Annotated in this window: 26 protein-coding genes and 3 pseudogenes; 17 read left to right on the forward strand and 12 right to left on the reverse strand. The window is 73.0% G+C overall.

Translation table 11 applies throughout. The features are described from left to right. The first annotated feature begins 79 nt into the window (after window positions 1-79). The 5 genes from ACQP0N_RS15210 to ACQP0N_RS15230 all read left to right on the forward strand — a co-directional run bounded on the left by ACQP0N_RS15210 (window position 80) and on the right by ACQP0N_RS15230 (window position 3,240). Window positions 80-529, forward strand: coding sequence for a MarR family winged helix-turn-helix transcriptional regulator (locus ACQP0N_RS15210; protein ID WP_433120965.1), 450 nt, complete (start codon window positions 80-82; stop codon window positions 527-529). 137 nt (window positions 530-666) lie between these two features. Further along, window positions 667-852 carry a hypothetical protein gene (locus ACQP0N_RS15215; protein ID WP_357398192.1) on the forward strand — a complete coding sequence of 62 codons (186 nt, stop codon included), beginning with the start codon at window positions 667-669 and terminating at the stop codon, window positions 850-852. Next, window positions 845-1,273: a DUF2267 domain-containing protein gene (locus ACQP0N_RS15220; RefSeq protein ID WP_357398195.1), complete on the forward strand. Its 429-nt coding sequence runs from the start codon at window positions 845-847 to the stop codon at window positions 1,271-1,273. The genes ACQP0N_RS15215 and ACQP0N_RS15220 overlap by 8 nt, the downstream gene beginning before the upstream one ends. Before the next feature lie 365 nt (window positions 1,274-1,638). Continuing rightward, window positions 1,639-1,944 carry a hypothetical protein gene (locus ACQP0N_RS15225; RefSeq protein WP_396799393.1) on the forward strand — a complete coding sequence of 102 codons (306 nt, stop codon included), beginning with the start codon at window positions 1,639-1,641 and terminating at the stop codon, window positions 1,942-1,944. Between the two features lie 9 nt (window positions 1,945-1,953). Then, the gene (locus ACQP0N_RS15230; protein ID WP_433120968.1) at window positions 1,954-3,240 is read left to right on the forward strand and encodes a cupin domain-containing protein; all 1,287 of its coding nucleotides are present in this window, start codon (window positions 1,954-1,956) and stop codon (window positions 3,238-3,240) included. Window positions 3,241-3,335: 95 nt separating this feature from the next. Here ACQP0N_RS15230 and ACQP0N_RS15235 read toward each other — a convergent pair whose 3' ends face one another. The 5 genes and pseudogenes from ACQP0N_RS15235 to ACQP0N_RS15255 form a co-directional block, all read right to left on the reverse strand. Beyond that, entirely contained in the window at window positions 3,336-3,998 is a 663-nt protein-coding gene (locus tag ACQP0N_RS15235) for a hypothetical protein (RefSeq protein WP_433120970.1), read from the reverse strand. Next, window positions 3,995-6,669: pseudogene (locus tag ACQP0N_RS15240) on the reverse strand (FtsK/SpoIIIE domain-containing protein). Before ACQP0N_RS15240 ends, ACQP0N_RS15235 begins: the two are co-directional and overlap by 4 nt. Window positions 6,670-6,917: 248 nt before the next feature. After that, window positions 6,918-7,758 (reverse strand): annotated as a pseudogene (locus ACQP0N_RS15245) (hypothetical protein); the annotation flags it as partial. Window positions 7,759-7,764: 6 nt separating this feature from the next. Then, window positions 7,765-8,025: a hypothetical protein gene (locus ACQP0N_RS15250; protein WP_007076395.1), complete on the reverse strand. Its 261-nt coding sequence runs from the start codon at window positions 8,023-8,025 to the stop codon at window positions 7,765-7,767. 152 nt (window positions 8,026-8,177) lie between these two features. Beyond that, a complete protein-coding gene (locus tag ACQP0N_RS15255; RefSeq protein WP_355052448.1) occupies window positions 8,178-8,558 on the reverse strand; it encodes a hypothetical protein in 381 nt (126 codons plus the stop codon). Between the two features lie 138 nt (window positions 8,559-8,696). Between ACQP0N_RS15255 and ACQP0N_RS15260 the strand changes: the two genes are divergently transcribed. From ACQP0N_RS15260 to ACQP0N_RS15270, 3 genes are read left to right on the forward strand one after another with little or no spacing between them, the layout of a single operon-like run. Next, the gene (locus ACQP0N_RS15260) at window positions 8,697-11,255 is read left to right on the forward strand and encodes an ATP-dependent Clp protease ATP-binding subunit (protein WP_433120973.1); all 2,559 of its coding nucleotides are present in this window, start codon (window positions 8,697-8,699) and stop codon (window positions 11,253-11,255) included. Further along, the gene (locus ACQP0N_RS15265; RefSeq protein ID WP_357122105.1) at window positions 11,252-11,425 is read left to right on the forward strand and encodes a hypothetical protein; all 174 of its coding nucleotides are present in this window, start codon (window positions 11,252-11,254) and stop codon (window positions 11,423-11,425) included. The genes ACQP0N_RS15260 and ACQP0N_RS15265 overlap by 4 nt, the downstream gene beginning before the upstream one ends. Then, window positions 11,425-11,775, forward strand: a complete 351-nt coding sequence (locus tag ACQP0N_RS15270; RefSeq protein ID WP_234582023.1) for a DUF3140 domain-containing protein — start codon at window positions 11,425-11,427, stop codon at window positions 11,773-11,775. Before ACQP0N_RS15265 ends, ACQP0N_RS15270 begins: the two co-directional genes overlap by 1 nt. 56 nt (window positions 11,776-11,831) lie before the next feature. Here ACQP0N_RS15270 and ACQP0N_RS15275 read toward each other — a convergent pair whose 3' ends face one another. Then, window positions 11,832-12,077, reverse strand: coding sequence for a hypothetical protein (locus ACQP0N_RS15275; protein WP_266241928.1), 246 nt, complete (start codon window positions 12,075-12,077; stop codon window positions 11,832-11,834). A 60-nt stretch (window positions 12,078-12,137) separates the two neighbouring features. Next, the gene (locus ACQP0N_RS15280) at window positions 12,138-12,860 is read right to left on the reverse strand and encodes a TetR/AcrR family transcriptional regulator (RefSeq protein WP_433120976.1); all 723 of its coding nucleotides are present in this window, start codon (window positions 12,858-12,860) and stop codon (window positions 12,138-12,140) included. A gap of 24 nt (window positions 12,861-12,884) precedes the next feature. Between ACQP0N_RS15280 and ACQP0N_RS15285 the strand changes: the two genes are divergently transcribed. Next, window positions 12,885-14,012: an FAD-dependent oxidoreductase gene (locus tag ACQP0N_RS15285; protein ID WP_433120977.1), complete on the forward strand. Its 1,128-nt coding sequence runs from the start codon at window positions 12,885-12,887 to the stop codon at window positions 14,010-14,012. 4 nt (window positions 14,013-14,016) lie between these two features. On the opposite strand, the pseudogene ACQP0N_RS15290 reads toward ACQP0N_RS15285, so the two are convergent. Both ACQP0N_RS15290 and ACQP0N_RS15295 read right to left on the reverse strand, forming a co-directional pair. Further along, window positions 14,017-14,987 (reverse strand): annotated as a pseudogene (locus tag ACQP0N_RS15290) (LysR substrate-binding domain-containing protein). Window positions 14,988-15,075: 88 nt separating this feature from the next. Then, window positions 15,076-15,684, reverse strand: a complete 609-nt coding sequence (locus ACQP0N_RS15295) for a hemerythrin domain-containing protein (protein WP_433120979.1) — start codon at window positions 15,682-15,684, stop codon at window positions 15,076-15,078. A 173-nt stretch (window positions 15,685-15,857) separates the two neighbouring features. On the opposite strand from ACQP0N_RS15295, the gene ACQP0N_RS15300 reads away from it, so the two are divergent. Next, window positions 15,858-17,186: a M20/M25/M40 family metallo-hydrolase gene (locus ACQP0N_RS15300; RefSeq protein WP_433120981.1), complete on the forward strand. Its 1,329-nt coding sequence runs from the start codon at window positions 15,858-15,860 to the stop codon at window positions 17,184-17,186. A 42-nt stretch (window positions 17,187-17,228) separates the two neighbouring features. Then, on the forward strand, window positions 17,229-17,888 hold the full coding sequence (locus ACQP0N_RS15305) for a hypothetical protein (protein ID WP_396799381.1): 660 nt from the start codon (window positions 17,229-17,231) through the stop codon (window positions 17,886-17,888). Between the two features lie 84 nt (window positions 17,889-17,972). Here the strand turns inward: ACQP0N_RS15305 and ACQP0N_RS15310 are convergent, their stop codons facing one another. Both ACQP0N_RS15310 and ACQP0N_RS15315 read right to left on the reverse strand, forming a co-directional pair. Continuing rightward, a complete protein-coding gene (locus ACQP0N_RS15310; RefSeq protein WP_039906151.1) occupies window positions 17,973-18,164 on the reverse strand; it encodes a DUF5703 family protein in 192 nt (63 codons plus the stop codon). Between the two features lie 100 nt (window positions 18,165-18,264). Continuing rightward, window positions 18,265-19,236 (reverse strand): aldo/keto reductase, encoded by a 972-nt coding sequence (locus ACQP0N_RS15315; protein WP_421470824.1) that lies wholly within the window; start codon window positions 19,234-19,236, stop codon window positions 18,265-18,267. Window positions 19,237-19,423: 187 nt separating this feature from the next. On the opposite strand from ACQP0N_RS15315, the gene ACQP0N_RS15320 reads away from it, so the two are divergent. Then, a complete protein-coding gene (locus ACQP0N_RS15320; protein ID WP_433120984.1) occupies window positions 19,424-20,476 on the forward strand; it encodes an LLM class F420-dependent oxidoreductase in 1,053 nt (350 codons plus the stop codon). After that, window positions 20,473-21,309 (forward strand): undecaprenyl-diphosphate phosphatase, encoded by an 837-nt coding sequence (locus ACQP0N_RS15325; RefSeq protein ID WP_433120986.1) that lies wholly within the window; start codon window positions 20,473-20,475, stop codon window positions 21,307-21,309. The genes ACQP0N_RS15320 and ACQP0N_RS15325 overlap by 4 nt, the downstream gene beginning before the upstream one ends. 65 nt (window positions 21,310-21,374) lie before the next feature. Here the strand turns inward: ACQP0N_RS15325 and ACQP0N_RS15330 are convergent, their stop codons facing one another. Beyond that, window positions 21,375-21,941 (reverse strand): hypothetical protein, encoded by a 567-nt coding sequence (locus ACQP0N_RS15330; RefSeq protein WP_433120988.1) that lies wholly within the window; start codon window positions 21,939-21,941, stop codon window positions 21,375-21,377. Between the two features lie 751 nt (window positions 21,942-22,692). Here ACQP0N_RS15330 and ACQP0N_RS15335 point away from each other — a divergent pair. The 4 genes from ACQP0N_RS15335 to mshC all read left to right on the forward strand — a co-directional run bounded on the left by ACQP0N_RS15335 (window position 22,693) and on the right by mshC (window position 26,278). After that, window positions 22,693-23,406, forward strand: a complete 714-nt coding sequence (locus ACQP0N_RS15335) for an MSMEG_4193 family putative phosphomutase (protein WP_433120990.1) — start codon at window positions 22,693-22,695, stop codon at window positions 23,404-23,406. 172 nt (window positions 23,407-23,578) lie between these two features. Next, a complete protein-coding gene (locus ACQP0N_RS15340; RefSeq protein ID WP_355052975.1) occupies window positions 23,579-24,157 on the forward strand; it encodes a DUF3090 domain-containing protein in 579 nt (192 codons plus the stop codon). Next, entirely contained in the window at window positions 24,154-24,972 is an 819-nt protein-coding gene (locus tag ACQP0N_RS15345; protein ID WP_433120992.1) for an SCO1664 family protein, read from the forward strand. Before ACQP0N_RS15340 ends, ACQP0N_RS15345 begins: the two co-directional genes overlap by 4 nt. A 67-nt stretch (window positions 24,973-25,039) precedes the next feature. Continuing rightward, complete coding sequence (gene mshC, locus ACQP0N_RS15350) at window positions 25,040-26,278, forward strand: cysteine--1-D-myo-inosityl 2-amino-2-deoxy-alpha-D-glucopyranoside ligase (RefSeq protein ID WP_433120994.1); 1,239 nt, start codon at window positions 25,040-25,042, stop codon at window positions 26,276-26,278. Window positions 26,279-26,518 lie beyond the last annotated feature (240 nt).

The raw sequence follows: 26,518 nt of genomic DNA on the forward strand, positions 1-26,518 counted from the left end.
TACGGCCCGTTCTCGTTCTCGGCTATATCAGTAACCTTATATCAGGGTGCTTATATAAGCAAGCTGGTACTCTGGCCTCATGCCCAGAGACATCGGGGAGATCGGACTGTCCGTCAAGCGCCTGCAGGTGCGCCACCATCGCACCGCCAACGATCGGCTGGCCCCGCTCGGCCTCTCGATCGTGCAATGGGACGCGCTACGCCACCTGCACGAGAGACCGGACGCGTCGCTGCACGACCTCGCGCAGCTCACCTTCCAGACCGATCAGTCATTCGGCTCGCTGGCCGCACGCATGATCGACCGCGGTCTCATCGAGCGGGTGCCCGGGCCGGGCCGGGCCGTGCGCCACCGGCTCACGGGCAAGGGCGAGGAACTGCGCAAACAAGCAGGCCAGATCGTGCACGGAGTTTTGGCCGAATCATTCTCAGCACTCAGCGAACAGGAACTGCAGACGTTCGGTGACCTGCTCGCCCGGATCCTGACCGTGAGCCCGGTGAGCCGGCCGGCCGGCAGCAGCCGTCAAGGCTGAATCCACAACGGGCGACCTTTCGACCCCGTGCCGGTCTCACCCGATCCGGGTGGGGCCGGCTCACCCGCTCGCCCGGCAGGGTGGGCACGGTGGTGACGGCCGCCCGACGGCCGGAGACGACACGGAGGTGACGGGGGATGACGGTTCGACTGGTGACGGATCGACGGCGCGGTGCCGTCCTGCACGTGGTCGGCACGGCGGACAACGCCCGACGTGCCCCCCAGGGCAGCCCGGTACGCGCCCGGCGCGGTCCCGTGGGGCCGCCGCGACGTACCGACGAGCGACGCTGGGAAACCACGGAACGGGGGTCGGCCGATGCCTGACTCGATGATCTCCGCCTTCGAGAGTTCGCTGGACAAGACCAACCTGATCCTCAAGGACATCGAGGACGCCTACGGGTGGCCGAAGGAGCGGCGCAACCAGTCGTACGCGGCGCTGCGCACGGTGCTGCACCTGCTGCGGGACCGGTTGGCGGTCAACGAGAGCGTCGAGTTCGCCCAGCAGTTGCCTGTGCTGGTCCGGGGGATCTACTTCGACGGTTGGAACCCGTCCGACGTGCCGATCAAGCTCAACCGCGACGACTTCCTCTACGAGGTCCGCCAGGGCTTCCCGTACGACGCCGAGGGCGGCGCGGAGCGGGTGACGCAGGTGGTGCTCGACACCCTGCGTCGGCACGTCACCCAGGGCGAGTGGCAGGACGTGAAGGACACCATGCCCAAGGACCTCGCCATGATGCTGCCCTGAGACCGGCCTATCGAGCGGCGCTGTCCGGACCCCCGGCCAGCGCCGCGAAGGGCCCGTAGCACCCTCAAGATCACGCCTGACACTCCAAGGTCACGCTTGAACCTGGATGTAGTGGCCTCCTCGACGCGCCGACACCACTACATCCTGGATGCAGCACGATCATGCGAGGGCCGACGACCCGTCAGCCCGACGTGCCCACCAGGATCACCGCCTCATCCTGGCACTCTCCGCCGCCGCCCGCGAACCGACCGTGTCGTCCCGGTTCGGCGTCTACGGTGTGGGTTAGAGAAGATCGCGCGTGGGGTACCACCCGCAGCACGACGGACCCCGGCGTACGGCGGGGCGGCACACCCGAGGGAGTACCGATGGCACTCAACGACGATGACATGCAGACCACGGGCGGCAGCGGCCTGGAGGGTCCGGCCGACGGCGGTGCGACCCCGGGTCACCAGGACGGTGGCGCGGACGGTGGCGCGGAGGGTCCGGCCGATGGTGGCGCGACCCCGGGTCACCAGGACGGTGGCGCCGATGGTGGCGCGGAGGGTCCGGCCGATGGTGGCGCGACCCCGGGTCACCAGGACGGTGGCGCGGACGGTGGCGCGGAGGGTCCGGCCGATGGTGGCGCGACCCCGGGTCACCAGGACGGTGGCGCCGACGGCAGCGCCCGGTAGCGGCACGTCATGACATACCTCGACCCGCCGGGCGGCCACGGCCGCCCGGCGGTTCCGTCCGTGGCCCCCGACGGCGCGGCCGCCGCCGCGCTGGCGCGCTGCGTGTCGGTCGAGCCCGCCAAGTTCGCCGCCGCGCACTGGGGCCACACCCCGCTGCTGTCTCGCGCCGCCGAGCTGCCCGACCCGGCCGGGTTCACCGACCTCTTCAGCCCGGACGACGCCGACGAGTTGCTCAGCCGGCGCGGTCTGCGTACCCCTTTCCTTCGGGTCGCCAAGGACGGCCAGCTCGTGCCGGCGGCCCGCTGGACCGGCGGCGGCGGGGCCGGCGCCGAGATTGGCGACCAGGTGCTCGACGAGCGGATCCTGGAGCAGTACGCCGGCGGTGCCACCCTGGTGTTGCAGGGCCTGCACCGGATCTGGCCGCCGCTGGTGGACTTCGCCCGCGACCTGGGCCTTGCGCTGCGTCAGCCGTTGCAGGTCAACGCCTACCTCACCCCGGCGGGCAGCCAGGGCTTCGCCACCCACTACGACACCCACGACGTGTTCGTGCTCCAGGTGGACGGTCGCAAACACTGGCGGATCCACCCGCCGGTGCTGCCCGACCCGCTGGAGAAGCAGCCGTGGGGCGGCCGCGCCGACGAGGTCGGCGCCACCGCGCAGGGTCCCGCCGCGCTGGACGTGGTGCTCGCGCCCGGCGACGCCCTCTACCTGCCGCGCGGGTGGCTGCACAGCGCCCAGGCGCAGGAGGCCAGCTCGCTACACCTGACCGTGGGCATCCGCGCGTTGACCCGCTACGCGCTCGTCGAGGAACTGCTCGCCCTGGCCGCCGAGGACCAGCGGCTACGGGCCAGCCTGCCGTTCGGCACCGACGTCGCCGACCCGGACGCCATCGAGCCGGAGCTGACCGAGACGGTGGAGGCGCTGCGCGACTGGCTGCTGCGGGCCGACCCGGGCGCGGTCGCCGCGCGGCTGCGCCAGCGCGCCTGGCCGGCGGCCCGCCCGGCGCCGATCCGCCCGCTCGCCCAGGCTGGCGCGTTGGCCACGCTGGACGCCGACTCCCGGCTCGTCCTGCGACCGGGCCTGCGGTGGCAGCTCGCGCCGCACGGGGACGGCCAGGTGGCGCTCCGGCTGTTCGACCGCACGATCACGCTGCCCGCCGACTGTGAGCCAGCCACCCGCACGCTGCTCAGCGGCACCGCGACCCGCGTCGGTGACCTACCGGGCCTGCCGGACGACGCCGACCGGGTCACCCTGGCCCGCCGCCTCCTGCGCGAGGCCGTCCTGGTGCCGGCCTGACCCTCTCCAGCCGGTTGATCAAGAGGTTCGCGTCACGACACGCCGGGTCGATGACGCAAACCTCTTGATCAACCGGAGAGCAGGGGGGCGGTCGGTCAGCGGGCTAGCGCCAGGAGCAGCACCGTTGTTACCAGGCCGGCGCCGAGTACCACCATGATCGGTTGGGGGCCGAGCATCGCGTGTCGGCGGTCGGCCAGCGCCCGCGCCGGCGCGAGCCCCATCAGCGGCCCGAGCAGCGTCACCACCAGCGCCAGCACCGGCAGGCCGACCGCCAGGTCGCCGCCGTACCCGACGCCGAGCGCCCGCGCGGCAACGCCCAGCGCGTAACCGAGCACCGCGCCGCCCACCCCGCACAGCGCCAGCAACGGGTTGACCGAGCCCGGCAGCTCACCCGGCTGCCCGGCCCGGTTCAGCAGGTCACGGACCCGGCCGAGCAGCACCGCCGGGTCGGCGGGGGCGCTGCCGTTGGCCGGCACGGGCGGTCCGCCGATGCGACGGGCGCCCAGCCGGGCGCGGGCCTGCTGCCACAGGTGCGCCACCTCGGCGTCGATGAGTTCCTGCTCCTCGCGGGCGTCGACCAGTTCCTGCTCGGCACGTCGCACCTCGGCGACGGCCTCGTCGACCGCGCGTTCGGCCGCCGCGCACTGCCGCTCGTACCAGGTGTGCGCCTCGGCGCGTTGCTCGCGTACCCGAGCGGTCAGCTCGGCGAGCCGTCGTAGCTGCGCCGTGTACGTCTCACTGGCCACCGGCTCGTTCATCGTGACGGTCCATAGGGGATGATCACGTGACCGGTGCGGTGCACGGCCCGGTCGAAGAAGAGCCCCCGCCACGGGCGGGGATACCAGTCCGGGCCGCCGGTGCCCGGATAGAGCGACGCCCCCAGCTCGCCGCCGTGCGCGTCCAACGCCACCCAGGCCCCGATCTGGTCGGTACGGGCGGCGGGACCACCCAGGTCGGCGCGCATCCGCGCCACGCCACGCCACCAGGCCAGCACGTGGGTACGCCGCTCCGGCCCGTCGTGCAGGATCCGGCGCAACTGCTCCAGGCCGGTGCGCCGGCCCGTCCGCGCCGCGAGGGCGCCGGCCGCCGCGTCGACCGCGAACAGCAGCAGGTAGTGCGGACTGCCCGTGCTGGACAACCCGTCGGCCGTCTCGGACATCAACTCGCCGACGGTCTCCTCGTCGTACCAGGCGGCGTCGTCGGCCAGGTCGTCGTAGAGCGTGCGGGCGATGCCGTCGGCGTCCGGGTCGAGGCAGGCGATGGAGAAGCGGGCGGTGCCCGGCGGGTGCTGGCGGGCCAACGACCGGGCCGCCGCGTCCAGCACCGCGCACGCCTCGTCCACCCGCGTGCCGAGCACTGCCAGGTTGCGTCCGGGCGCGCGGGGCAGCCGCAGCGCCGCCGAACGCGCCTGCACGTCGATGATCTCGCCGAGCAGGGCCACCGGGTTGCGCGGGGCGCGGCCGTCCGCCGGGGCTTCGAGGGCCCGGAAGTCGGGGGCCTCGGTGAGCCGGGGGATCGCGTCACCGTCGAAGAGCCGGGCCGGCGCCGCGTCCGGCGGGCGCATCCGCCACAGGCGGTGTTGCAGGCCGCTCCACGTCTCCCAGTCGCTGGCGGCCGGGATCCGGGCGACCTCGTTGCCCTCGACCATGCCTGACTCGGCGTTGACCACCGCGTGCCAGCGTGGCAGTGACTGCGCCGCGTCGTTGCGTTCGGCGAGGATCCGCAACGCCTTGGGCAGCGCGATCCGCAGGGCGAACTGCGCCACCAGCGCGGGACGCCCCCACAGCGCCTCGATGCCCCGGACGTCCTGGGAGGCGAGCACCAGGTGGATGCCCTGCGACCGGCCGCGGCGGGCCAGGTCCTCCAGCAGGTCGGCGGCCTCCCGGGCCACCACGTCACGGCCCGCCAGCAGCATCTGGAACTCGTCGACCACCGCGACGATCCGCGGCCAGTGCCCGGTCGGGTCCACCGCGCGCAGCTCGGCGAGCTTGGTGACCTCGTGTTTCTTGGCCGCGTCGGCCCGCCGCCGCAGCTCCTCGGCGAGGAAGCGCAGCAGCGCCAGCCCGAACTCCCGGTCAGTGTTGACGTTGATCCCCACCAGGCGCATGTGCGGCAGCCAGCTCGGGTCACGCCGGCCCTGCGCGAACCGGGCGAAGGACACGCCCTCCTTGAAGTCCAGCAGATAGAACTCCAGCTCGGCGGGGGAGTAGCGGGCCGCCAGCGCGCCGATCCACGCGAAGATCAGGTTCGTCTTGCCGGTGCCGGACGGACCTCCGATGAGGGCGTGCGGCGGATAGTCGGCGAGCGTCAGGCGTACCGGCCGACCCTGCGGTCCCTCGCCGATCGGCACGGTCAGGCCGTCCGCCGAGTTCTCCCGCCACATCAGCTCCGGCGGCGGCAACAGGTCGCCGAACGGCGTCGGCGGCGGGCCGGCGTTCACCTGGGCGGCGACCTCGCGGCAGGTCTCGGTGACCAGCGTCGCCGGCGGCGGCGGGTCCAGCCGCACCGACAGGCCCGACGGGCCGCCGATGCGGGCGCCCGACGCGTCCGCCACCACCCGGGTCACCGTCGGGTCGTCGGGCAGCGAGACGCCACGGACCACCAGGTGCACCCCGCAGGCCGCGCCGGCGCGGACCACCCGGTCGAGCTGCCCGCGCTCGTGCCGGTTCAACTCGTCGCCGCCGAGCAGCACCGCCACCCGCCACGGCTCGGGGCGGCGGCCGGTCGCCGAGGCCAGCTCCCGCAGGGACCCGTACTCGCCGGCCAGCACCGTCTCGTTGATCCGCCGGATCTGTTCGACCAGGTCGTCCAGGAGCGGGCCCAGTCCGCCCGGCCCGACGAAGGTGAGCAGCCCCGCCGTGACCAGGGGCGCGAACCCGGCCAGGCCGCCGCCGAGGTGCTCCGGGTCGTACCCGATCAGTCGTACCCCACTGGGGTCGGCGCGGCCGACGGCCCGCAGCAGCAGCGCGGACACCACGGCGTCGCAGCCGGCGCGGTCGTCGCCGGACAGGTGGACGTGCCCGGCGTCGAGCAGCGGCACCAGCGCGGGCACCGGCTCGACGTCGTCGAGCCGGACCGTGCCGACCCGCAGCGCGCCGGGTGGCTCGGCCCGGCGCAGGGGCGTGGGGGTCCAGCCCGGCCAGTCGGCGCCGGCGCAGCCGGGCGCCTCCTGGCGGGCGGCGTCGGCGGCGTGGCGGGCCAGCTCCGCGATGCGGGTGGCGTGCCGGGCGTCGATCTCGGCGAGGCGGCGGTCGCGTTGGCTGCCCACCCGCTCGGGTACGGCGGCGGCGGCCCGGCGGACCCGGGCGAGCCGCTCGCGACCGGCGCTCAGGTCGGCCTGCGCGGCCGACAGCCGGGTACGGGTGGCGCCCAGCGCCTCGGCGAGGAGTCCCGGACCCGCGCGGCGAGCTGCCCGCGCCGGTCAGCCATCGGAGCTCCGGCGAGCCGGCGCGTCCCGCCACGGGCTGCCCGTGCGCGGCGGCACGACCCCACCCGACGCCTGCCCGCCCGCCGCGCCGGAAGGCGGACCACCGGCGCGCGGGATGCTCGGGCGTGGGCCCGCGCCGCCGTCGGGTGGACCGCCGGATCGGGGGCGCCGGCGCGCTTGTCGTCGCGGTGTGGAGTCGGGTCGTCGCGGCGTGGAGTCGGGCCGGCGTCCGGCTCGGCGGCGGCCCGCGGCGTTCCCGTGGGCAGGTCCCGGCCCAGCCGGGCGAGCAGCAGCCCGGCCGTCACCCCGGCGGCCACGGCCGAGTCGGCGGCGTGCGGCGGCTCCCCGGACGAGCGTGGCGGCGGCATCCGGCACACCCGGGTCAGCAGGGTCTCCAGCACCGGCGGCGGCAGCCCGGGCAGCAGGTCCCGTACCCGGCCGTTCAGCTCCCCGCGCAGCCGGCCGAGGTCGCTGGCGCGGGGCGGGTGCCCCAGCAGCTCACCGGCCAGCTCGCGCAGCAACGGTGGCGCGAGCGCCGCCATGCCGAGGCCCACGTCGGCCGACGCGCGGCGCAGCTCGGTCCGCAGTCGGTCGCGGTCACCGGCGCGTACGCCGCCCACGACCCGGCGCAGCAGCTCCGTCGAGTCGCGTAGCCGCTCGTCGGGCTCGTCCGCGTCGGTCTCGCGCCCGCCGGTCAGCTCGGCCACCCGTACGGACCACCAGCGACGCATCCGTACCTGCTCGGGCCGCTCCGGCGCCACAGTGGTGGGTCCGTCCGACGGCGCCTCGTCGTGGCGCTGGTCGCGCTGCTGCGGTCGGGGTGCCGGGGCGCCGTCGGCGGCCAACCCGATCGCGGCCAGGTACGCCGACAGCTGCTCCTGCGCCACCCGTAGCGCGTAGTTCGCGCTCTCGGCGTGCTCGGTGGCGGCGGACAGCTCGGGCACGCCCATGGGGTTGGCCGACTCCTGGCGGACCCAGCGCAGCCGCTCGGCGGCCAGGCCGAACTTCTCCAGGGCCTGACCGAGCAGACCCACCGGGAACTCCTCGCTGGCCGCACGGACCTGACCGCCGATGTCCTCGATGATGGACATGTCGGCCTACAGGGTGGAGACGTAGAGCTGGGCCTGCTCCACCGCGACCAGTGTCGCGGCGAGACACTCCTCCAACTCCTGACTGGCCTGTGTCAGCGAGGCCTGGGCCGCCTCGACCGTCTCGTGGCCGCTGCCCTCCAGCGCGCCGGCCAGTGTCTGTTGCGCCTCGGCCAGCTTCTCACCTGCCGCCTGGACGGCTGTCTGCCCGTCACCGATCTGTTGGAGGGCGACATCGATGGCAGCCTTCAGCTCGGCGACGCTCGCCACGGCGGAACCTCCTGGGGGCGGGGAGATCTCCATTAGAGCCTACCGGCGTCGCCGGGAGAACATCCGCCCTGGCGGTGTTGATGCCCGCCTGACCGTTAACCCCCGTGAAGTGCCGGGAGTCCGTTCTGTGGGAGTCCCAGTGCGAGAACCTTTCAGTTATCGCGGAGCCAGCGGGGGCCGTACACCTCGGCGCCCAGGGCCGTGACCCGCTCGCGCAGCTCCCGGTCGGCGGTGACCACCAGCCGGCGGCGCTGCGGGGCCGTCCGCACCAGCTCGACCACCGTGTCGTCCCCCGAACCGGGGGCGGAGACCACGCGCACCTCGTCGATGCCCGGCACGTCCCGCGCCGCGCCCTCGACCACGAGCACCACGTCGACCGGTGCCGTCAACCGGGCGGGCAGCCCCTCGGCGGCCACCGGCGCGAGGGCGTCCCGCAGCCGGGCGGCGGCCCCGGCCCGGTCTCGCCACCACCCGTTGGGGCGGGAGCCCACCACGTTGGCACCGTCCACGATCAGCAGCGGGTTCTCCGTCATGCCGCCAGCCTGCCACCACCGGACCGAACCGGCCGGACGCCACTCCACGGCGAGGTGCGCCACCGCCTGCGGCGTTTGTCGGGCCGGGTGCCGGGTAGCCCCTGCCGACCGTGCCGCGCCCGACTGCGGAGGAGAGACATGATGGGACCCGGTGATCTCGGCTCCGACCCGTGGGATGAATTCCTGGCCCGGTACTTCGGCCGGGGCGAGGGAGGACGCCGACCGCCGCACCGGGTCGACATCACCCGACTGATGACCGCCGACGCGCGGGAGATGCTGGCCGACGCGGCCCGTCGCGCCGCGCAGCGGCAGAGCAACGACCTGGACACCGACCACCTGCTCTGGGCCGCGCTGCAACGCGAACCGCTGCGCGACCTGGTCCGCCGGGCCGGCGCCGACCCGGACACCCTGCTCAACGCCCTCGGTGGAAAGGGCGACGGCGCGCCGCGCGGCGAGGTGCCGCCCAACCTCTCGCTGACCCCGGCGGCCAAGCGGGCGCTGCTCGACGCCCACCAGTTGTCCCGGGCGATGGGCGCCAACTACATCGGCCCCGAGCACATCCTGATGGCCCTGCCGCTCAACCCCGAGTCGCCCGCCGGCCGGATGCTGGCCGCCGGTCGGATCCAACCCGAGTCGTTGCAGGCGGCCAACGCCGAGCGCGGCCCGATGAACGGACCGAAGCCGGACCGGGGTACGCCCACCCTCGACCAGTACGGCCAGGACCTCACCGACCTGGCCCGCAACGACCAGATCGACCCGGTGATCGGCCGGGCCGACGAGATCGAGCAGGCCGTGGAGATCCTGTCCCGCCGGACCAAGAACAACCCGGTGCTCATCGGCGAGGCCGGTGTCGGCAAGACCGCCATCGTCGAGGGATTGGCCGAGCGGATCTGTGACGGGGACGTCCCGCAGACCCTGCTCGGCAAGCGGGTCGTCCAGCTCGACCTCGCCGGCCTGGTCGCCGGCACCCGCTACCGGGGTGACTTCGAGGAACGCCTCAAGAAGGTCATCGACGAGATCCGCGCACACCGCGACGAGCTGATCATCTTCCTGGACGAGATCCACACCCTGGTCGGCGCGGGTGGCGCCGGCAGCGAGGGCGGGATGGACGCGTCCAACATGCTCAAGCCCGCCCTGGCGCGGGGCGAGCTGCGGGTGATCGGCGCGACCACGCTTGACGAGTACCGCAAGAGCATCGAGAAGGACGCCGCGCTGGCCCGGCGTTTCCAGCCCGTGTTGGTGCCCGAGCCGAGCATCGACGACACGATCGCGATCCTGCGCGGACTGCGGGACCGGTACGAGGCGCACCACCAGGTGCGCTTCACCGACGAGGCGCTGGTCACCGCCGCCGAGCTGTCCGACCGGTACGTAACCGACCGGTTCCTGCCGGACAAGGCGATCGACCTCATCGACCAGGCCGGCGCGCGCGTGCGGTTGCGCACCCGTACCCCGGCGTCCGACGTACGGGAGCTGGAACAGGAGCTCGACGACGTACGCCGCGACAAGGAGCAGGCCGTCACCGACGAGCAGTACGAGCGGGCCTCGGCGCTGCGCGACCGGATCTCCGAGCTGGAGGAGGAGATGCGGCGGGCCAACGGCGAGGACGGCCAGTCGTCCTCGCAGGTGCCCGAGGTGGGTCCGCAGGAGATCGCCGAAGTTGTCTCCCGGGCCACCGGTATCCCGGTCAGCCAACTCACCGAGGAGGAACGCGACCGGCTGCTGCGCCTGGAGGGTCACCTGCACGAGAAGGTGGTCGGCCAGGACGACGCGGTCACCGCGGTGGCCGAGGCGGTCCGCCGGTCCCGGGCCGGGCTGGCCGACCCGGAGCGCCCGATGGGCAGCTTCCTGTTCCTCGGCCCCACCGGCGTCGGCAAGACCGAGCTGGCCCGCGCCCTGGCCGAGGCGCTGTTCGGCGAGGCGGACCGGATGGTCCGGGTCGACATGAGCGAGTTCCAGGAGCGGCACACCGTCAGCCGGCTGGTCGGCGCCCCGCCCGGGTACGTCGGCTACGAGGAGGCCGGCCAGCTCACCGAGGCGGTACGCCGCCGCCCGTACGCGGTGGTGCTGCTCGACGAGATCGAGAAGGCGCACCCGGACGTGTTCAACATCCTGCTCCAGGTGCTCGACGACGGACGGCTCACCGACAGCCAGGGCCGTACGGTGAACTTCAAGAACACCGTCCTGATCATGACGAGCAACCTCGGCTCCGAGCTGATCACCGGCACCCAGCGTGCCGTCGGCTTCGGCACCGGCGCGCCCGGCAGCGAGCAGGAGAACGACGAGCTGCGCGAGCGGTTGATGCGCCGCCTGCAGGAGAACTTCCGCCCGGAGTTCCTGAACCGCATCGACGAGGTCATCATCTTCCGTCGACTGGAGGCCGAGCAGTTGCGCGACATCACCGCGCTGCTGCTGGAGGAGACCCGCCGCCGGATGCACGCCCAGGACATCCAGGTCGAGTTCACCACCGCCGGGGTGGACTGGCTCGCCGAGCACGGCTACCAGCCGGAGTTCGGCGCCCGTCCGCTGCGCCGGGTGATCCAGCGCGAGGTCGACAACCACCTGTCCCGGATGCTGCTCGAATCGGCGATCTCACCCGGCCAGAAGGTCGTCGTGGACGCCCGCGACGGGCAACTCACCTTCGACGTGACCGCGGGCGAGCGGGGCTACACCGCCGCCACGACAACACACCCACGATGAGCGGGCCGGCGGGACGCGAGGACCACGACGAGCCGCACGAGGACGCGGACGAGCACCCCGACCCGATCCTGGCGCCCCCGACGGCCAATCCACGTCGGACGCGGGTACCAGCCGAGGGCCTGCACCCCAAGACCGACCAGGACGACCCGGAGACGCGAGAGGAGACGTGATGGTACGCGACACGCGGCTCGACCCCGAGGTGGAAGTGCTCTGGGAGGACTTCCACGCCGAGGTCAACGTCCCGTCGGAGCAGCTGCGCACCTGGCTGTTGACCAGGGGATCGGGGGAGGAGTCGTTCAGTCCGAACCCGGACCTGGATCTGCCCCAGCCGGGGCGGGAGATCCTCAAGGTGCTCAACAAGCGCAAGGTCGACCTCACGCCGGAGGACATCGAGGTGATGCGCGAGGCGGTCGAGCGGATCCGCGAGCTGATGGACGCCAAGCCCCGGCGCGGCAACGCCGACGACGAGTGGCGGCACTCGCTGCTCGACCTCGGGCACGATCCGCTCGTGGAACGCTGAGCGCGGCCGTACGGGACGGCGCCGACCCGGTACCGGGTCGGCGCCGTCGTCGCGCCCTACTGGCCCTGGTCGGGTTCCAGGCTGCCGATGGTCAGCCCCGCCGCGTCGGCGGCGGCGTCGCGTTCGCCCCGGGTCTGGTCCTCGCGGGTGAGCAGGTTGGCGTACTCGGTGACGTCGGCCGGGTCGGGCACCTCCGGGAGCCGGCGCAGGAAAGCCTCCACCTGACGGGTGGCGGCGGTGTGCGCGGCGGCGGCCTGGCGGAGCAGTTCGCGGTCGTCGGCGGGCGGGTAGAGATCGGTCATGTCCGCCAGATACCCGGACAGCGGCGGTTCGCACCGGCGGTGGCCCTCGTCTCGCCTCATCTAGCCTCCCCGGCCGGCGATGCCGTCCAGGAGGGTGGTCAGGTTGTGGTCGAAGGTCTCCTCGGCGTCGAGGTGCGCGCCGTCGACGACGAGCCGGGCGATCGTGGGGTAGCGGCCCGTGTCGAGCATGCGCGTCAGGTAGGGGCCGAGGCTGGCCTGCCAGGCGCTCAACTCGGTGCCGGTGGCCCGGGCGGTGCGCCGCTCGGTGACCTCCCGCCGCAGCGCTCCGATGATGAAGGCGTTGAGGGCGCCCAGGGCCCGCTGGAGGTCGTCGACGTCGCGTACGGCGGGGGCCTGGCTGAGCGCCGCGGCGGTCGACTCGCCCACGGCGAGCGCGTGCGGCCCGAGCTGTGGTCGGCCGCCGAGCAGGTCGGAGAACCACTCGTGGTCGAGGGCGGCGGCGCGGGTCCGTCGCACGATGGCCAGCACCGTGGCACGCCACCCGGGGTGCGGGCCGCCCTCGGCGATCTCGCCGTAGACGGCGTCGACCATCAGGTCGAGCAGCTCCGACCGGTTGGTCACGTAGTCGTAGAGGCGCATCGGGCCGACGCCGAGTTCCTTGGCGATCCGGCGGACCGACAGGCCGTCGAGGCCGTGCGCGTCGGCGAGCCGGATCGCCGTGTCGGCGATCTTCGCGCGGCTCAGCGGCACCGGCGTCGCCCGCGGGCGGGGCTCGGGCCGTTCCCACACGGGCACCACTTCGCTACCGTACGGTGTATCCACGCAATACAGTGTACGGTAAGGAGCATGGCGATGCGACTGGCGATCGTGGGCGGCGGCCTGGGTGGGCTGACACTGGCACGGATCCTGCACCGGCACGGCGTCGAGGCGGTGGTCCACGAACGCGAGGCGGACCGGGCCGCGCGCTCGCAGGGCGGGATGCTCGACCTGCACCCGGAGTCCGGGCAGCGCGCCCTCGCCGAGGCGGGCCTCGGCGAGGAGTTCCGGTCGTCGGCGCGGCCCGAGGGCGAGGAGCACCGCATCCTCGACCCCGCCGGGCGTACGCTCGTGCACCACACACCGCGCCCCGGCTCGTTCGACGGACGCCCGGAGATCGACCGCACCGTCCTGCGTCATCTTCTGCTCGACGCGCTCCCGTCCGACGCGGTCGCCTGGGGTCATCGCCTCGTCGGGGCGACGCCGCGACCCGCCGGCGGTTTCCTGCTGACCTTCGACGGCGGTCGTCGCGTCGAGTGCGACATGCTCGTCGGCGCGGACGGCGCCCGCTCGGTGGTCCGACCGCTGCTGATCGACGCGCCACTGACGTACGTCTCCACCCACGTGGATCTCACCATCGGCGACGCCGACCGACGCCACCCGGATCTCGCCGAGATGGTCGGCCCCGGCAACCTGTGGTGCGTCGGCGTCAACCAGATCCTCGCCGCCCAGCGCCTCGGCGACGGCAGCATCCGGGTCGGGATCTCCCTCCGTGCCGAGGGCCGTGACCTGGACGCCTACCGCAGCAAGGATGCGCTACGGGCCCTCTTCGACGGCTGGGACGCGCGCCTGGTCGCGCTCATCGACGCCGGCGACGACGCGCCGACGCCGCGCCGGGTCGAGGCGATGCCGGTCGGCGCGCGCTGGGTCCACCAGCCGGGCGTCACCCTGCTCGGTGACGCCGCGCACCTCATGCCCCCGGTCGGCGAGGGCGCCAACCAGGCCATGCTCGACGCCGCCGAACTCGCCCACGAACTCGTCGTCCACCCCGACGACCCGGACGCGGCGATCCGGGCGTACGAGGAGGCGATGTTCGCCCGGGTCCAGCCGATCGCCGAGATGTGCGCACGGGTCCAGGCGATGATGCTGTCCCCGACGGCGGCCGACGACCTCGTCCGCTTCTTCACGCGGCGACCCGCCGAGCCCGTCGGGCAGTAGGCCCTCACGCCGCGCTGGGCTGCCGGACGCCGAAGGCCGGATTGCGCACCAGCCAGTCCAGGTAGGTGGGGTGCGACGCCAGCGAGTCGGTGTACGCCGCCTTCGCCGTGGCCAGCAGCAGCTCGGCGTCGCGGGCGGCGGGCGACTCCGGATGCCACCCCAGCAGCAGTCGCCAGCGCAGCGGGACACCGGCCAACCGCCGGGTGACCAGACCGGCCACCGGCCGGAACGTCGCCTGGCACAGGGCCACCGCCACGCCGGCGTCCACCAGGTCGACGCAGCCGCGGATGTCGGTCTCGTACACCTTGCGCGGGGTGAAGCCGGCGCGGGCGCAGGCGGCGGCGAAACAGTCGCCGAAGCAGCCGTCGCCGGGCGCCGCCACCCATTGCTCGTGGCGCAGGTCGGCCAGGCGCACCTCGTCCCGGTCGGCGAGCGGGTGGCTCGCCGGCAGCAGGACCAGCACCGGATCGACGGCCACCTCCCGCCACCTCAACCCGAACTCGGCCGACGGGGTGGCATCGCCGCAGACGCCGGTGAGGGCGAAGTCCAACCGTCCGCCGGCCACCAACTGCGCCAGCTCGTCCACCGACCACGAGGCGTACGTGGTGATCTGGGCCGGCGGCTCCTCGGCGGCGAGCCGGTGCACCAGCCGGCCCAGGATCGGGCTGTTCACGCCGCCGAGCCGGTAGCAGCGCGACACCTCGGCGGCGCCGGCCAGCCGCGCCGCCTCGTCCTGTAGGCCCTTCATGGCCGGCAGCAGCACCGGGCCCGGGCGAGCACCAGCTCACCGAGCGCGGTGGGGCGGGCGCCGCGCCGGTCCCGGTCGAACAGCGGCCCGCCCAGCGTCCGTTCGATCCGCTGGAGCTGGGCGGTCAGCGCCGGCTGGGCGAGCCCGAGGGCCGACGCCGCCTTGGTCACACTCCCTGTCTCCGCGATCGCGCAGACCACCCGTAGGTGTCGCAGCTCCAGGTTCATACGGTGACGGTAGGACCACGTCGCAGCCTGCGGAAGGGGCCAAGTGGATCGGTGACATTGAATGCATTCTGTGGTGCGGCCCGCGCCTTCAGTCGCGCGGCGGCTCCGGCAGGTCCTTCAGGTACGTCGGCCGCCGCGTCACCGCGTCGCGGAGCTTGTCCACCACGCCCACCGCCGGCTCGACGATGCGGTTCCACGGCGGCGTGGCCGGAGTGCCCGGGTGCGGCCGGGTCGGCGCGGCCTCCTCGGCGATCTCCAACCGGTTGCCCAGCCGGATCAGCTCCTCCGACGTCGCCACCGCGCGCAGCTCGGTGACGAGCGCGCCCACCCCGTCGACGTGGCGGCGGACCCGCTCGGCGACCTCGGTCACGCTCTCGTCGTTCAGCCCCTTGAGGGTGGCCAGCAGCGCCGCGTCACCGTCGATCTCCGCGTCCACCCGGGCGGCCTCGGCCGGCAGCGCCGCCCGCACCGCCGGCAGCAGGTACTGCTCCTCGGCGGAGATGTGCCGCGACAGCGCGGCGGTGAGCACCGCGAGTGCCTCGTTCGGCGTGGCGTCCGGGCCGCTCAGCTGGTCCACGAGGGTCAGCAACTGCCGGTGCTCGCGGTCCACGATGTCGGCGACGCTGCGGCCGCCGGGCCGGTAACCCTCGTCGGGGGCGGGCGTGGGCGGCAACGGGGGCAGGGGAACGGCGGACATGATGCCCTCCTCGACTGGCGGGCGGAAGCCCCGGCAGGGGATGTGCGGTCGTGGGCGGCGGTACCCGAACGCGGCCGCCGCGAAACCGCCGCCCGATTCGTCGACCTGGATGCCCGGCCGCGTCCCGTCGGTGCGCCGGCCCGCCGGTAACTCCGGGCTGGTATGAAGGGGCGATGACGAGCGACGCCGCCTCCGCCCGACCGGACCCCACCGCGGAGGTCGTGGACCTCTGCCGCGACCTGCTGCGCATCGACACCACCAACACCGGTGACAACGACACCAGCGTGGGCGAACGCCGCGCGGCCGAGTACGTGGCGGAGAAGCTCGCCGAGGTGGGCATCGAGCCGGTCCTGCACGAGTCCGCGCCCGGCCGGGCGAACGTGGTGGCCCGCATCCCCGGCGCCGACCCGAGCCGGGAAGCCCTGCTGGTGCACGGCCACCTGGACGTGGTGCCCGCCGACGCCGACGAGTGGTCGGTGCACCCGTTCTCCGGCGAGCAGCGCGACGGCTACCTGTGGGGTCGCGGCGCCATCGACATGAAGGACTTCGACGCGATGGTGCTCGCCGTGGTGCGGCACTGGCAGCGCACCGGCGTCCGGCCCCCGCGCGACATCGTCCTCGCGTACACCGCCGACGAGGAGGCGGGCAGCGACTACGGCGCGCGCTTCCTGGTCGAGAACCACCGCGACCTCTTCGACGGCTGCGCCGAGGCGATCGGCGAGGTCGGCGGGTTCTCCTACTCGGTGAACGACAGCCAGCGCCTCTACCTCATCGAGACCGCCGAGAAGGGCATCGACTGGCTGCGGCTGCACGCCAAGGGCCGACCCGGGCACGGGTCGATGGTGCACGACGACAACGCGGTCACCGCCCTCGCCGAGGCGGTGGCCCGCATCGGTCGGCACCGCTTCCCGGTGGTGGTCACCGACACCGTACGGGCGTTCCTGACCGAGGTCTCCGACCTGCTCGGCATCGAGCTGGACCCGGAGGACCCGGAGGTCGCCATCGCCAAGCTCGGCCCGATCGCCAACATCATCGGCGCGACCATCCGCAACACGGCCAACCCGACGCGCCTCGCCGCCGGCTACAAGGACAACGTCATCCCGGGCCGCGCCACCGCCACCATCGACTGCCGCAGCCTCCCCGGCCAGTCCGAGCTGCTGGAGCGGCAGTTGCGCGAGCTGGTCGGCCCGGACATCGACATCGAGTACATCCAGCGGCAGCCCGCGTTGGAGACCACCTTCGACGGCGACCTCGTCGAGGCCATGTCGGCGGCGCTGCGCGCCGAGGACCCGGGCGCTCGGCCGGTGCCGTACATGCTCTCCGGCGGCACCGACGCGAAGGCGTTCTCGACGCTCGGCATCCGCTGCTTCGGATTCGCGCCGCTGCGGCTGCCCGCCGACCTGAACTTCTCCGCGTTGTTCCACGGCATCGACGAGCGCGTTCCGGTCGACGGACTACAGTTCGGCGTGCGGGTTCTCGACCGGTTCCTCCGCACCTGCTAGCAGTGTCCGCGTTACCTACCCATCGTGAAGGGACTGCCCCACATGACCGACCAGCACGGTGAGCTGGACGCCGCACTCGAGCGGGTGATCGAAGCGGCCCGCCACCACCTGGCCGCCGTACGCGCCGCGCAGGGCCGCGTCGACGACGACGACGTCTGGCAGGCGTACGTGGCGTTGAACAACGCCTCCTTCGCCTACGACGAGCAGCTCCTCGACGCCTTCGGTGAGGTCACGCCGTGGGACGTCGACTCCATCGACCCGGACGAGGCCGACGAGCGCTTCGGCGGCGACGGTGTCGAGGCCAGCGACCCGCACCCCCGGGTGATCTCGGTGCGCCAACGCCGCGACTACCGGGTGCCGAGCATCTCCGCGCTGCTGCGGGCGGCCGAGGCGGCCCGCCGCGAGGGCACCCCCGAGGACGACGAGCCGGCGCCGGTGGAGGGCGTCGGTGAGGCGGTGCTGGAGCTGCTGCAGAGCGGCGACGGCTCGCTCGGCGCGCTGGACGTCCCGGAGCTGGAACCGCTCGACGGGGTGGTGATGGTCAGCGAGGTGGGCACCCCGGTCGACCTGGAGTCGTTCGACGACGACGACGCGGTCGGCCCGTTCCAGCCGGCCAGTGACGACCGGCTCGTCGGCCGGCTCGACGAGCACCCGTTCCTGGAACTCGACGACGACCACGACCACGCCGGGCACCAGCACTAGTTGGTTTCGGGCCGTACGACGCCCGGGGCCCGACCGAGCGCGGTTCGGGTCCCGGGCGTTCCGTCGCGGTGCCCCGGCCGGGTGTCAGTACGACAGGCCCGGCTGCGGCTGGTTGACCCGCCGACGGCGCAACATGACCTGCCGCGTGCCGTCCCGGAACAGCCGTACCCGGGCCAACTCCCATCCGGAGAACTCCGCCTGGATCGCCAACTGCGCCGCTGCGGTCAACCGGTCGACGTTGGGCGGCAACCGCAGCGGCGCGTACTCGTAGTCCATGCCACCCATGCTGCCCAGCCCGGCGGCAGTCCGCCACCCCCTGGAGGGTGACCGACGCCGCTGCCGTGCCCGGTTCCTGCCGTCCTTGGGCCGTCTCGGGTCACCCGTCGCGTTCCGGGTAGCCGACCGGCACCCCGGAGACATCCTCCAACGCCGTGGTGATCTCCTCGGGCAGCGTGATGCGCTCGACCTGCAACGCGCCGAGCAGTTGCCCGACCGTCCGGGCGCCCAGGATCGGCGCGGTCACCCCGGGCCGGTCCCGGATCCAGGCCAGCGCCACCTCCAGCGGCGAGACCCCCAGCCCGCCGGCCGCGGTCGCCACCGCCTCCACGATGCTGGAGCAGCGCGGCTCCAGGTAGGTGGAGACGAACCGCTCGAAGTGCGGGGAAGCGGCCCGGGAGTCCGCCGGACGCCCGTGCCGGTACTTGCCGGTGAGCACCCCCCGACCCAACGGCGACCAGGGCAGCACGCCGAGGCCCAACGCGTCTGCGGCCGGCAGGACCTCCCGCTCCACCCCCCGCTCCAGCAGCGAGTACTCCACCTGGGTGGCGACCACCGGCGCCCGCCCCGGCCAGGCCGTCTGCCAGGCGGCGGCCCGCGCGGTCTGCCAGCCGGAGAAGTTCGACACACCCACGTAACGGACCTTCCCGCTGGCCACCGCGTGGTCCAGCGCCGCGAGGGTCTCCTCCAGGGGGGTGTCCGGGTCGTAACCGTGCACCTGGAACAGGTCGACGTGGTCGGTGCCGAGCCGACGCAGCGACGCCTCCAGGGTGCGCAGCAGGTGACCCCGGGAGCCGTCGCGCCGCCGGGCGCTGCCCGGACGCAACCCCGCCTTCGTGGCGATCAGCAGCTCGTCGCGCGGGACGAGGGTGCCCAGCAGCGACCCGATCACCGACTCGGCATCGCCGTCGCCGTACACGTCGGCGGTGTCGATCAGGTTGCCGCCCGCGTCCAGGAAACTCTTCAGCTGGGCGGCCGCATCGTCGGCGTCGGTGTCCCGGCCCCAGGTCATGGTGCCGAGCGCGAGCCGCGAAACCGCCAGCCCGCTTCGGCCGAGCGGTCGCTGTTGCATGGGTGAACCTTATTTCGAACCCGCCGCCACGGATATCCTCGCTCCCGTCATCTCTGCCGGTTCTGCCGGTTCCGCCTCCGGAAGGCACCGCGACGGACGGGGGATCATTGGCGGTGAGCCGGTGATCGGGTCCGTTTTCGGCATTGCGTAACCTGGTGCGACCTGTGCCACGGATGGGGGAGGACCAGTGCGACTCGGGCTCAGCCTCGGATACCAGACAGCGTGGAGTACGCCCGCCGACCACCTGGCGCTCGCTCAGGAGGCGGACCGCCTCGGCTACTCGGTGGTGTGGGCCGCGGAGGCGTACGGCTCCGACTCGCCCAGCATGCTCGCCTGGATGGCCGGCCAGACGCAACGGATCGACGTGGGCTCGGCGGTGATGCAGATCCCCGCCCGTACACCGGCGGCCACCGCGATGACGGCCGCCACCATCGACGCCCTGTCCGGCGGCCGGTTCCGGCTCGGCCTCGGCGTCTCCGGCCCGCAGGTCTCCGAGGGCTGGCACGGCGTGCGGTTCGCCAAGCCCCTGGGCCGTACCCGCGAGTTCGTCGACATCGTCAAGCTGGCCATCGCCCGCAAGGAGGTGGCGTACGACGGTGAGCACTACACACTGCCGCTGCCCGACGGCCCCGGCAAGGCGCTGCGGCTGAGCTTCCACCCGCCCCGCGAGCACATCCCGATCTACCTGGCCGCGGTCGGCCCGAAGAACCTGGAGCTGGCCGGCGAGATCGCCGACGGCTGGCTCGCCGTGTTCTACGCCCCGGAGTTCGCCGACGAGCACCTCGCCGCCGTCTCCGCCGGCCGGGCCAAGGCCGGCAAGGAACTGGCCGGGTTCGACGTGGTGCCGTCCGTGCCGGTCGTCGTCGGCGACGACGTCGCCTCCTGCGCCGAGCTGGTCCGCTGGTACGCCGCGCTCTACGTCGGCGGGATGGGCAGCCGGCAGCAGAACTTCTACAACCAGCTCGCCACCCGGATGGGCTACGGCGACGCCGCCCGCGAGGTCCAGGACCTCTACCTGGCCAAGCGCCAGCGCGACGCCGCCGCCGCCGTACCCATGGAGTTCATCGACCGTACGTCGCTGCTGGGCCCGAAGGAGCGCATCGCCGAGAGGATGCGCGAGTACGCAGCCTCCGGCGTCACCACGCTGTCGGTGAGCCTGTTCGTGGCCGACCGGGACAGCGGCGTGCAGACCCTGCGGACCGTCGCCGAGGCTCTCGAGCTCTCGGGAGTCGGCGAGTGACCTGGGTTGAGGCCATCGTCCTGGGCATCGTCCAAGGGCTGACCGAGTTCCTGCCGGTCAGCTCGTCGGGGCATCTGCGGATCACCTCGGCGATCTTCTTCGACCGCGACGCGGGCGCGTCGTTCACCGCGGTCACCCAGCTCGGCACTGAGGCCGCCGTGCTGATCTACTTCGCGAAGGACATCTGGCGGATCACCCGTACCTGGCTGGTCGGGCTCAAGGACAAGTCCGTGCGTTCGAGCCTCGACTACCGGATGGGCTGGTACGTGATCGTCGGCTCGATCCCCATCGGGCTGTTCGGGTTCCTCTTCAAGGATCAGATCAAGACGGCCGGGCGCAACCTCTGGTTGGTGTCGACCACGCTGATCGTGTTCGCGTTCGTGCTGGCCTTCGCCGAGTACTGGGGTCGGCAGACGCGCACGCTGGAGAACTTCCGGATGAAGGACGGCATCGTGATGGGCTTCGCCCAGGCGATGGCGCTGGTCCCCGGCGTGTCCCGCTCCGGGGGCACGCTCACCGCCGGCCTGCTGCTCAACCTCACCCGGGAGGCGGCCGCGCGCTACTCGTTCCTGCTGGCCATCCCGGCGGTGGTGATGTCCGGGGTGTTCAGCCTCGGGGACGTCTTCGAACCGTCCGCCCCGGGGACGTCCGTGCCTACGGTGGCCCAGACGGTCGTGGCCACCCTCATCGCGTTCGGCATCGGGTACGCGGCGATCGCCTGGCTGCTGCGCTACGTCGCCCACCACACCCTGTACGTCTTCGTCCTGTACCGGGTCGCGCTGGGCACCCTGGTCCTGGCGCTCCTGCTGACCGGCACGATCAGCGCCACCTGACCGCTCGCACTGAAGGTACGGCGATGGCCGGCGCCCGTTGTCGGGTGCCGGCCATCGGTGATCTCTTAGCTGTTCCAGTTGTGGGCGACCAGGTCGGTGGCCTGCTGTTCCCACTGGGCGTACGCGTCCGGGTAGGCGGAGACCTGTACGGTCTGCGCGGCGTCGGTCAGGGGCATGTCCTGCCAGCCGTCAACCTGCTTGAGGCCCTTGAGGAACGCGGTGGTGGAGTACTCGGGGTCGGTGATCTGCTCGGGCGTGCCCCAACCGCTGGACGGGCGCTGCTGGAACAGACCCAACGAGTCGTGGTCGTTGGCGTCGCCGAGGTGGCCCAGGTTCTCCAGCTTGGACTCCTGCAGGCTGGTGGCGATGGAGATGACCGCGGCCCGCTCGGGCAGGCCGGCCTTCTTGGTGGCGGCGATGATGGCCTTGGCGTTGGCGGTCTGCTCGTCGTTGAGGGTGATGTGGGACTGGTCGCCCTGCGGCTTGGGTGCGGTGGTCTGCACCGCCGCTGCGGTGGCGGGCTTGGCGTTCACGGCCGGGTTGGCGTGGGCGGCGATGGGGCCGGCGAAGACGCCGCCGGCGAACGCGAGACCAGCGATGGACAGCATGCTCTTGCGGAAGATCGTGTTCATCAGGGGTTGCTCCTTCGGGGGTAGGAAACACCCACACACCACCCGTTGCGGGGGATTGGTGGCGGGGGTGTCAGCACCTCGTCCGGGCGCTCAAAAGTCTTGAGAGGGGGGCGGCCTGCGAGCGGGAGGCTCGTGGCGGCCGGTCCGTGTGTAACGACCTGCCGGCCGGGGCCATTCCCAGGGGCTAACGATCCGCGGAGGGCGGGGCCCGTCGCGCCGGGACCGGGTGTAACGACCCGCGGCTCGGGGTCATTCCCCGGGGGGCCGGGGGGCGGTGACCCGCCTTTGCTCTGCTTCAACCGAGGAAACACCTGCCCGTCCGATAATCGGGCACCGGGTGTTTCCTGGGTTGAAGCAGAGCAAAGGACGCGAGGTGATGGGCCCCGACCCGACGGGCGACGGGCGGCGGGCGGTGACCTGCGCTCCTGGCGATCGTCCGAGGGCCACGACCGCCGGCGCCCCAACAACTCCCCGGCCACGGGGCACACGCGCCACGGCACATCCGCAACGGCAGACCCGCCACGGCCCAGCCGCCACGGGGCACCCGGCCACCACAGCGGCCCCTGCCAATCGGACATACCGCCCGCGTGCGGCAGTCGGACCGGATGGTCGACTCCAGATCGCCGAAGTCGGGGTGTCCGGAGCCGGATGATGCCCCGATATCGGCGATGTCGAGTCGATCATGCTCGTTCCGGCCGAGCGGCGTGGCCACCGAGCCCGTGGCGATCGTGGGCGTGGGGGAGGCCCTAGGGTGATCAGTGTGGCGACCCTTCTGCTTCTGCGACACGGCCGTACCACCGCGAACGCCGACGGCGGCCTGGCCGGCCGGCAGCCGGTCGAGCTGGACGACACCGGGCGCGCCCAGGCCACCGCGGTCGGCGAGCGGTTGCGGGCGGTGCCGTTGGCAGCGGTCGTCACCAGTCCGCTGATTCGTTGCCGGCAGACCCTGGAACTGGCGTTACCCCAGGCCACGCCGGTGGTGGAGGAAGGGCTGATCGAGTGCGACTACGGCAGCTGGGAGGGGCAGCCGCTGAAGAAGCTCGCCAAGGAGCCGCTCTGGCCGGTGGTCCAGCAGCACCCCAGCGCGGCGGTCTTCCCGCAGGGCGAGGCGATGGCGGCGATGGCGGCCCGCGCGGTGGCGGCCGTCCGCGACTGGGATGCCCGGGTGAACGCCGAGCACGGGCCCGAGGCGGTCTGGCTCGCGTGCAGCCACGGCGACGTGATCAAGGCCATCGTGGCGGACGCTCTCGGCGTACACCTGGATGCCTTTCAGCGGATCGTGGCCGACCCGGCGTCGGTGACCGCGATCCGCTTCACGCCGCTGCGGCCCTTCCTGGTCCGGCTCAATGACACGGGCGGTGACCTCGCCGCGCTGGTCCCGCCGCCGCGCAAGCGGCGTCGGCGGACCACGCGGGCGGCCGACTCGGACGCCGCCGTCGGCGGCGGGGCGGGCGCGACCCGATGAGGCGCCCGGTGCGGATCCCGGCGCCCACCGCCGCGACGTCCGGGACCGCCATGACCGGGACGGACGCCGCCACGCCCGGGTGTGACGGCCGGTACACCGGGCGCGTTGCCCCTGCGGCGATTCGGGTCGGTGGGGTGCGCGATGCCATGGTGGGCCGGATAGGGTCGTGGGTATGACCCACCAGGTGCACGCCTTCGAACCGCCGGAGCGGTTCGTCGCCGGGACTGTCGGGCCGCCGGGGGAGCGCACGTTCTTCCTGCAGGCCCGCGGCGGCGGCAGGCTGGTCAGCGTCGCGCTGGAAAAGGTCCAGGTGTCCCTGCTGGCCGAGAAGCTGGAGGAACTGCTCACCGAGGCGCAGCGCCGCTTCGGGGTGGAGTTGCCCGAGCTGGCGCCGGTGACCGGCGACAACGAGCCGTTGGACACCCCGGTCGACGAGGAGTTCCGGGTCGGGACGCTCGGGCTGGCCTTCGACGTCGACACCGCGACCGTGGTGATCGAGGCGATCGCCGCCGGCGAGGTCGAGCCCGAGGTCGAGCTGGGCGACGAGGACGACGAAGAGGACGACGAGGACGAGGAGCCGGACGAGGACCTGGACCGGTTGCGCGTGCGGCTCACACCGCAGGCCACCCGCCAGTTCATCGAGCGGGCCCGGCGCGTGGTCAACGCGGGCCGGCCGCCGTGCCCGCTGTGCGGCCAGCCGTTGGACCCCGCCGGGCACCTGTGCCCGCGGCACAACGGTTACCACCGGTGACCTTGTCCGGCCTCCAACCTCTGCGCGACGGTGACGCCGCGCTGCGGCTGCTCCGCGACGGCACCCTCGACCTGGAGGGTCGGCTGGTCGACGCGTCGAACACCACCCTGCGGGGCATCCTGACCCTCGACGGCGTCACGGCCCGCTGCGTCTACAAGCCGGTCCGCGGGGAGCGCCCGCTGTGGGACTTCCCGGACGGCACCCTCGCCGGCCGGGAGGTGTCCGCGTACCTGGTGTCCCACGCCACCGGCTGGGGCCTGGTGCCGCCGACCGTGCTGCGGGATGGTCCGTTCGGCCCCGGTTCCTGCCAACTCTGGATCGACGAACCGGAGGACGCGGAGCCGTTGGTCGGGTTCGTGCCGGCCGAGGAGGTGCCGCCCCGCTGGTTCCCGATCGCGGCGGCCCGGGACGACGACGGAGCCGCGTACGCCCTCGCGCACGCCGACGATCCACGGCTGGCCCGCCTCGCCGTACTCGACGCGGTGATCAACAACGCGGACCGCAAGGGCGGGCACGTGCTCGTCGGCGCCGACGACCGCATCTACGGCGTCGACCACGGGGTGAGCTTCCACGTCGAGGACAAGCTCCGTACGGTGCTCTGGGGTTGGGCCGGCAAGCAGGTTCCGCCGGACGCCGTGGAGATGCTCGACGGGCTCGCCGCGCAGGTCGCCGGGCCGCTCGGCGAGGAGCTGGCCGACCACCTGACGATCAGCGAGATCGCCGAGCTGGCCGCCCGCGTCGAGAGGTTGCGCGAGACCGGCCGCTTCCCGCAGCCGCCGGAGGACTGGCCGGCGATACCCTGGCCCCCCATGTGACCCCGCTGTCATCTTGATCACCCGTGGGGCGTCCCGGTGTCGCCTGAGGGCTGGTTAGGCTGAGGCCATGGAGTCTTGGGCGGGACACGAGGTGCCACGGCTGCCGGGTCGGGGCGAGCCGTTGGCGTTGTACGACTCGGCGCGGCAGAGTGTCCACCCGAGCGACCCGGCCGACGCGGCGAGCATGTACGTCTGCGGCATCACCCCGTATGACGCCACCCACCTCGGTCACGCCGCCACCATGATCACGTTCGATCTGGTGCAGCGGATGTGGCGCGATGCCGGCCGTCCCGTGCGGTACGTGCAGAACGTCACCGACATCGACGACCCCCTGCTGGAACGGGCCGCCCGCGACGGCGAGGACTGGGTGGTCCTGGCGATGCGGGAGACCGCCCTGTTCCGCGAGGACATGGAGGCGCTGCGGATCATCCCGCCGGAGCGTTACGTGGGCGCGGTCGAGTCGATCCCGGACATCGCCGACAAGGTCGAGGTGTTGCTCAAGGACGGCGCCGCCTACCGACTCGACGACGGCACCGGCGACGTCTACTTCGACGTCTCCGCCACGGGCCGGTTCGGCTACGAGTCGAACCTGACCCGCGAGCAGATGCTGGAGATCTTCCCCGAGCGCGGCGGCGACCCCGACCGGGCCGGCAAGCGCGATCCCCTCGACCCCCTGCTGTGGCGGGGCGCGCGCGAGGGTGAGCCGTCCTGGCCGGGCGGGGAGCTGGGCCCGGGCCGGCCCGGCTGGCACATCGAGTGCGCGGTCATCGCACTGAACCTGCTCGGCGACCGCATCGACGTGCAGGGCGGCGGCAACGACCTGCTCTTCCCGCACCACGAGGCCTCCGCCGCGCACGCCGAACGACTCACCGGCCAGGCCCCGTTCGCCGAGCACTACGTGCACGCCGGCATGATCGGCCTGGACGGCGAGAAGATGTCCAAGTCCCGCGGCAACCTGGTCTTCGTGTCCCGGCTGCGCGCCGACAAGGTCGACCCGATGGCGATCCGCCTCGCGTTGATCTCCGAGCACTACCGCAGCGACCGCACCTGGACCGACGAGTTGCTCACCGCCGCGCAGGAGCGGCTGGACCGCTGGCGGCGGGCCGCCGCCGCGCCCGCCGGGCCGTCCGGGGCCGAGCTGCTGTCCGGGGTACGCGCCAGACTGGCCGACGACCTCGACACTCCCGGCGCTCTGGTGGTGGCCGATCACTGGGCCGACGCGGCCCTCTCCGGCGCCACGGAAGACCCGGAAGCCCCCGCCCTCTTCGGGAAAACAGTAGACGCCCTCCTCGGCATCCGCCTGTAACGCCCCCCGCCCACGCGCGGCCTGGCGCCTCCGCGCTAGCTGGCGGGCTCCCGCGCTAGCTGGCGGGCTCCCGCGCTAGCTGGCGGGCTCCCGCGCTAGCTGGCGGGCCTTCGCGCTCGCGGCGGGCGCCTGTGTGCCCGTCGCTCAGTGTCGATCATGGACTTGTGGTGGCCGTCATGAGGTGCTATGCCCCTTATTTGAGGCACCACAACTCCATGATCGACGCGAGCCTCGCTGCCT

It is taken from the genome of Micromonospora sp. CA-246542 (assembly GCF_050942905.1).
GTDB lineage: Bacteria > Actinomycetota > Actinomycetes > Mycobacteriales > Micromonosporaceae > Micromonospora.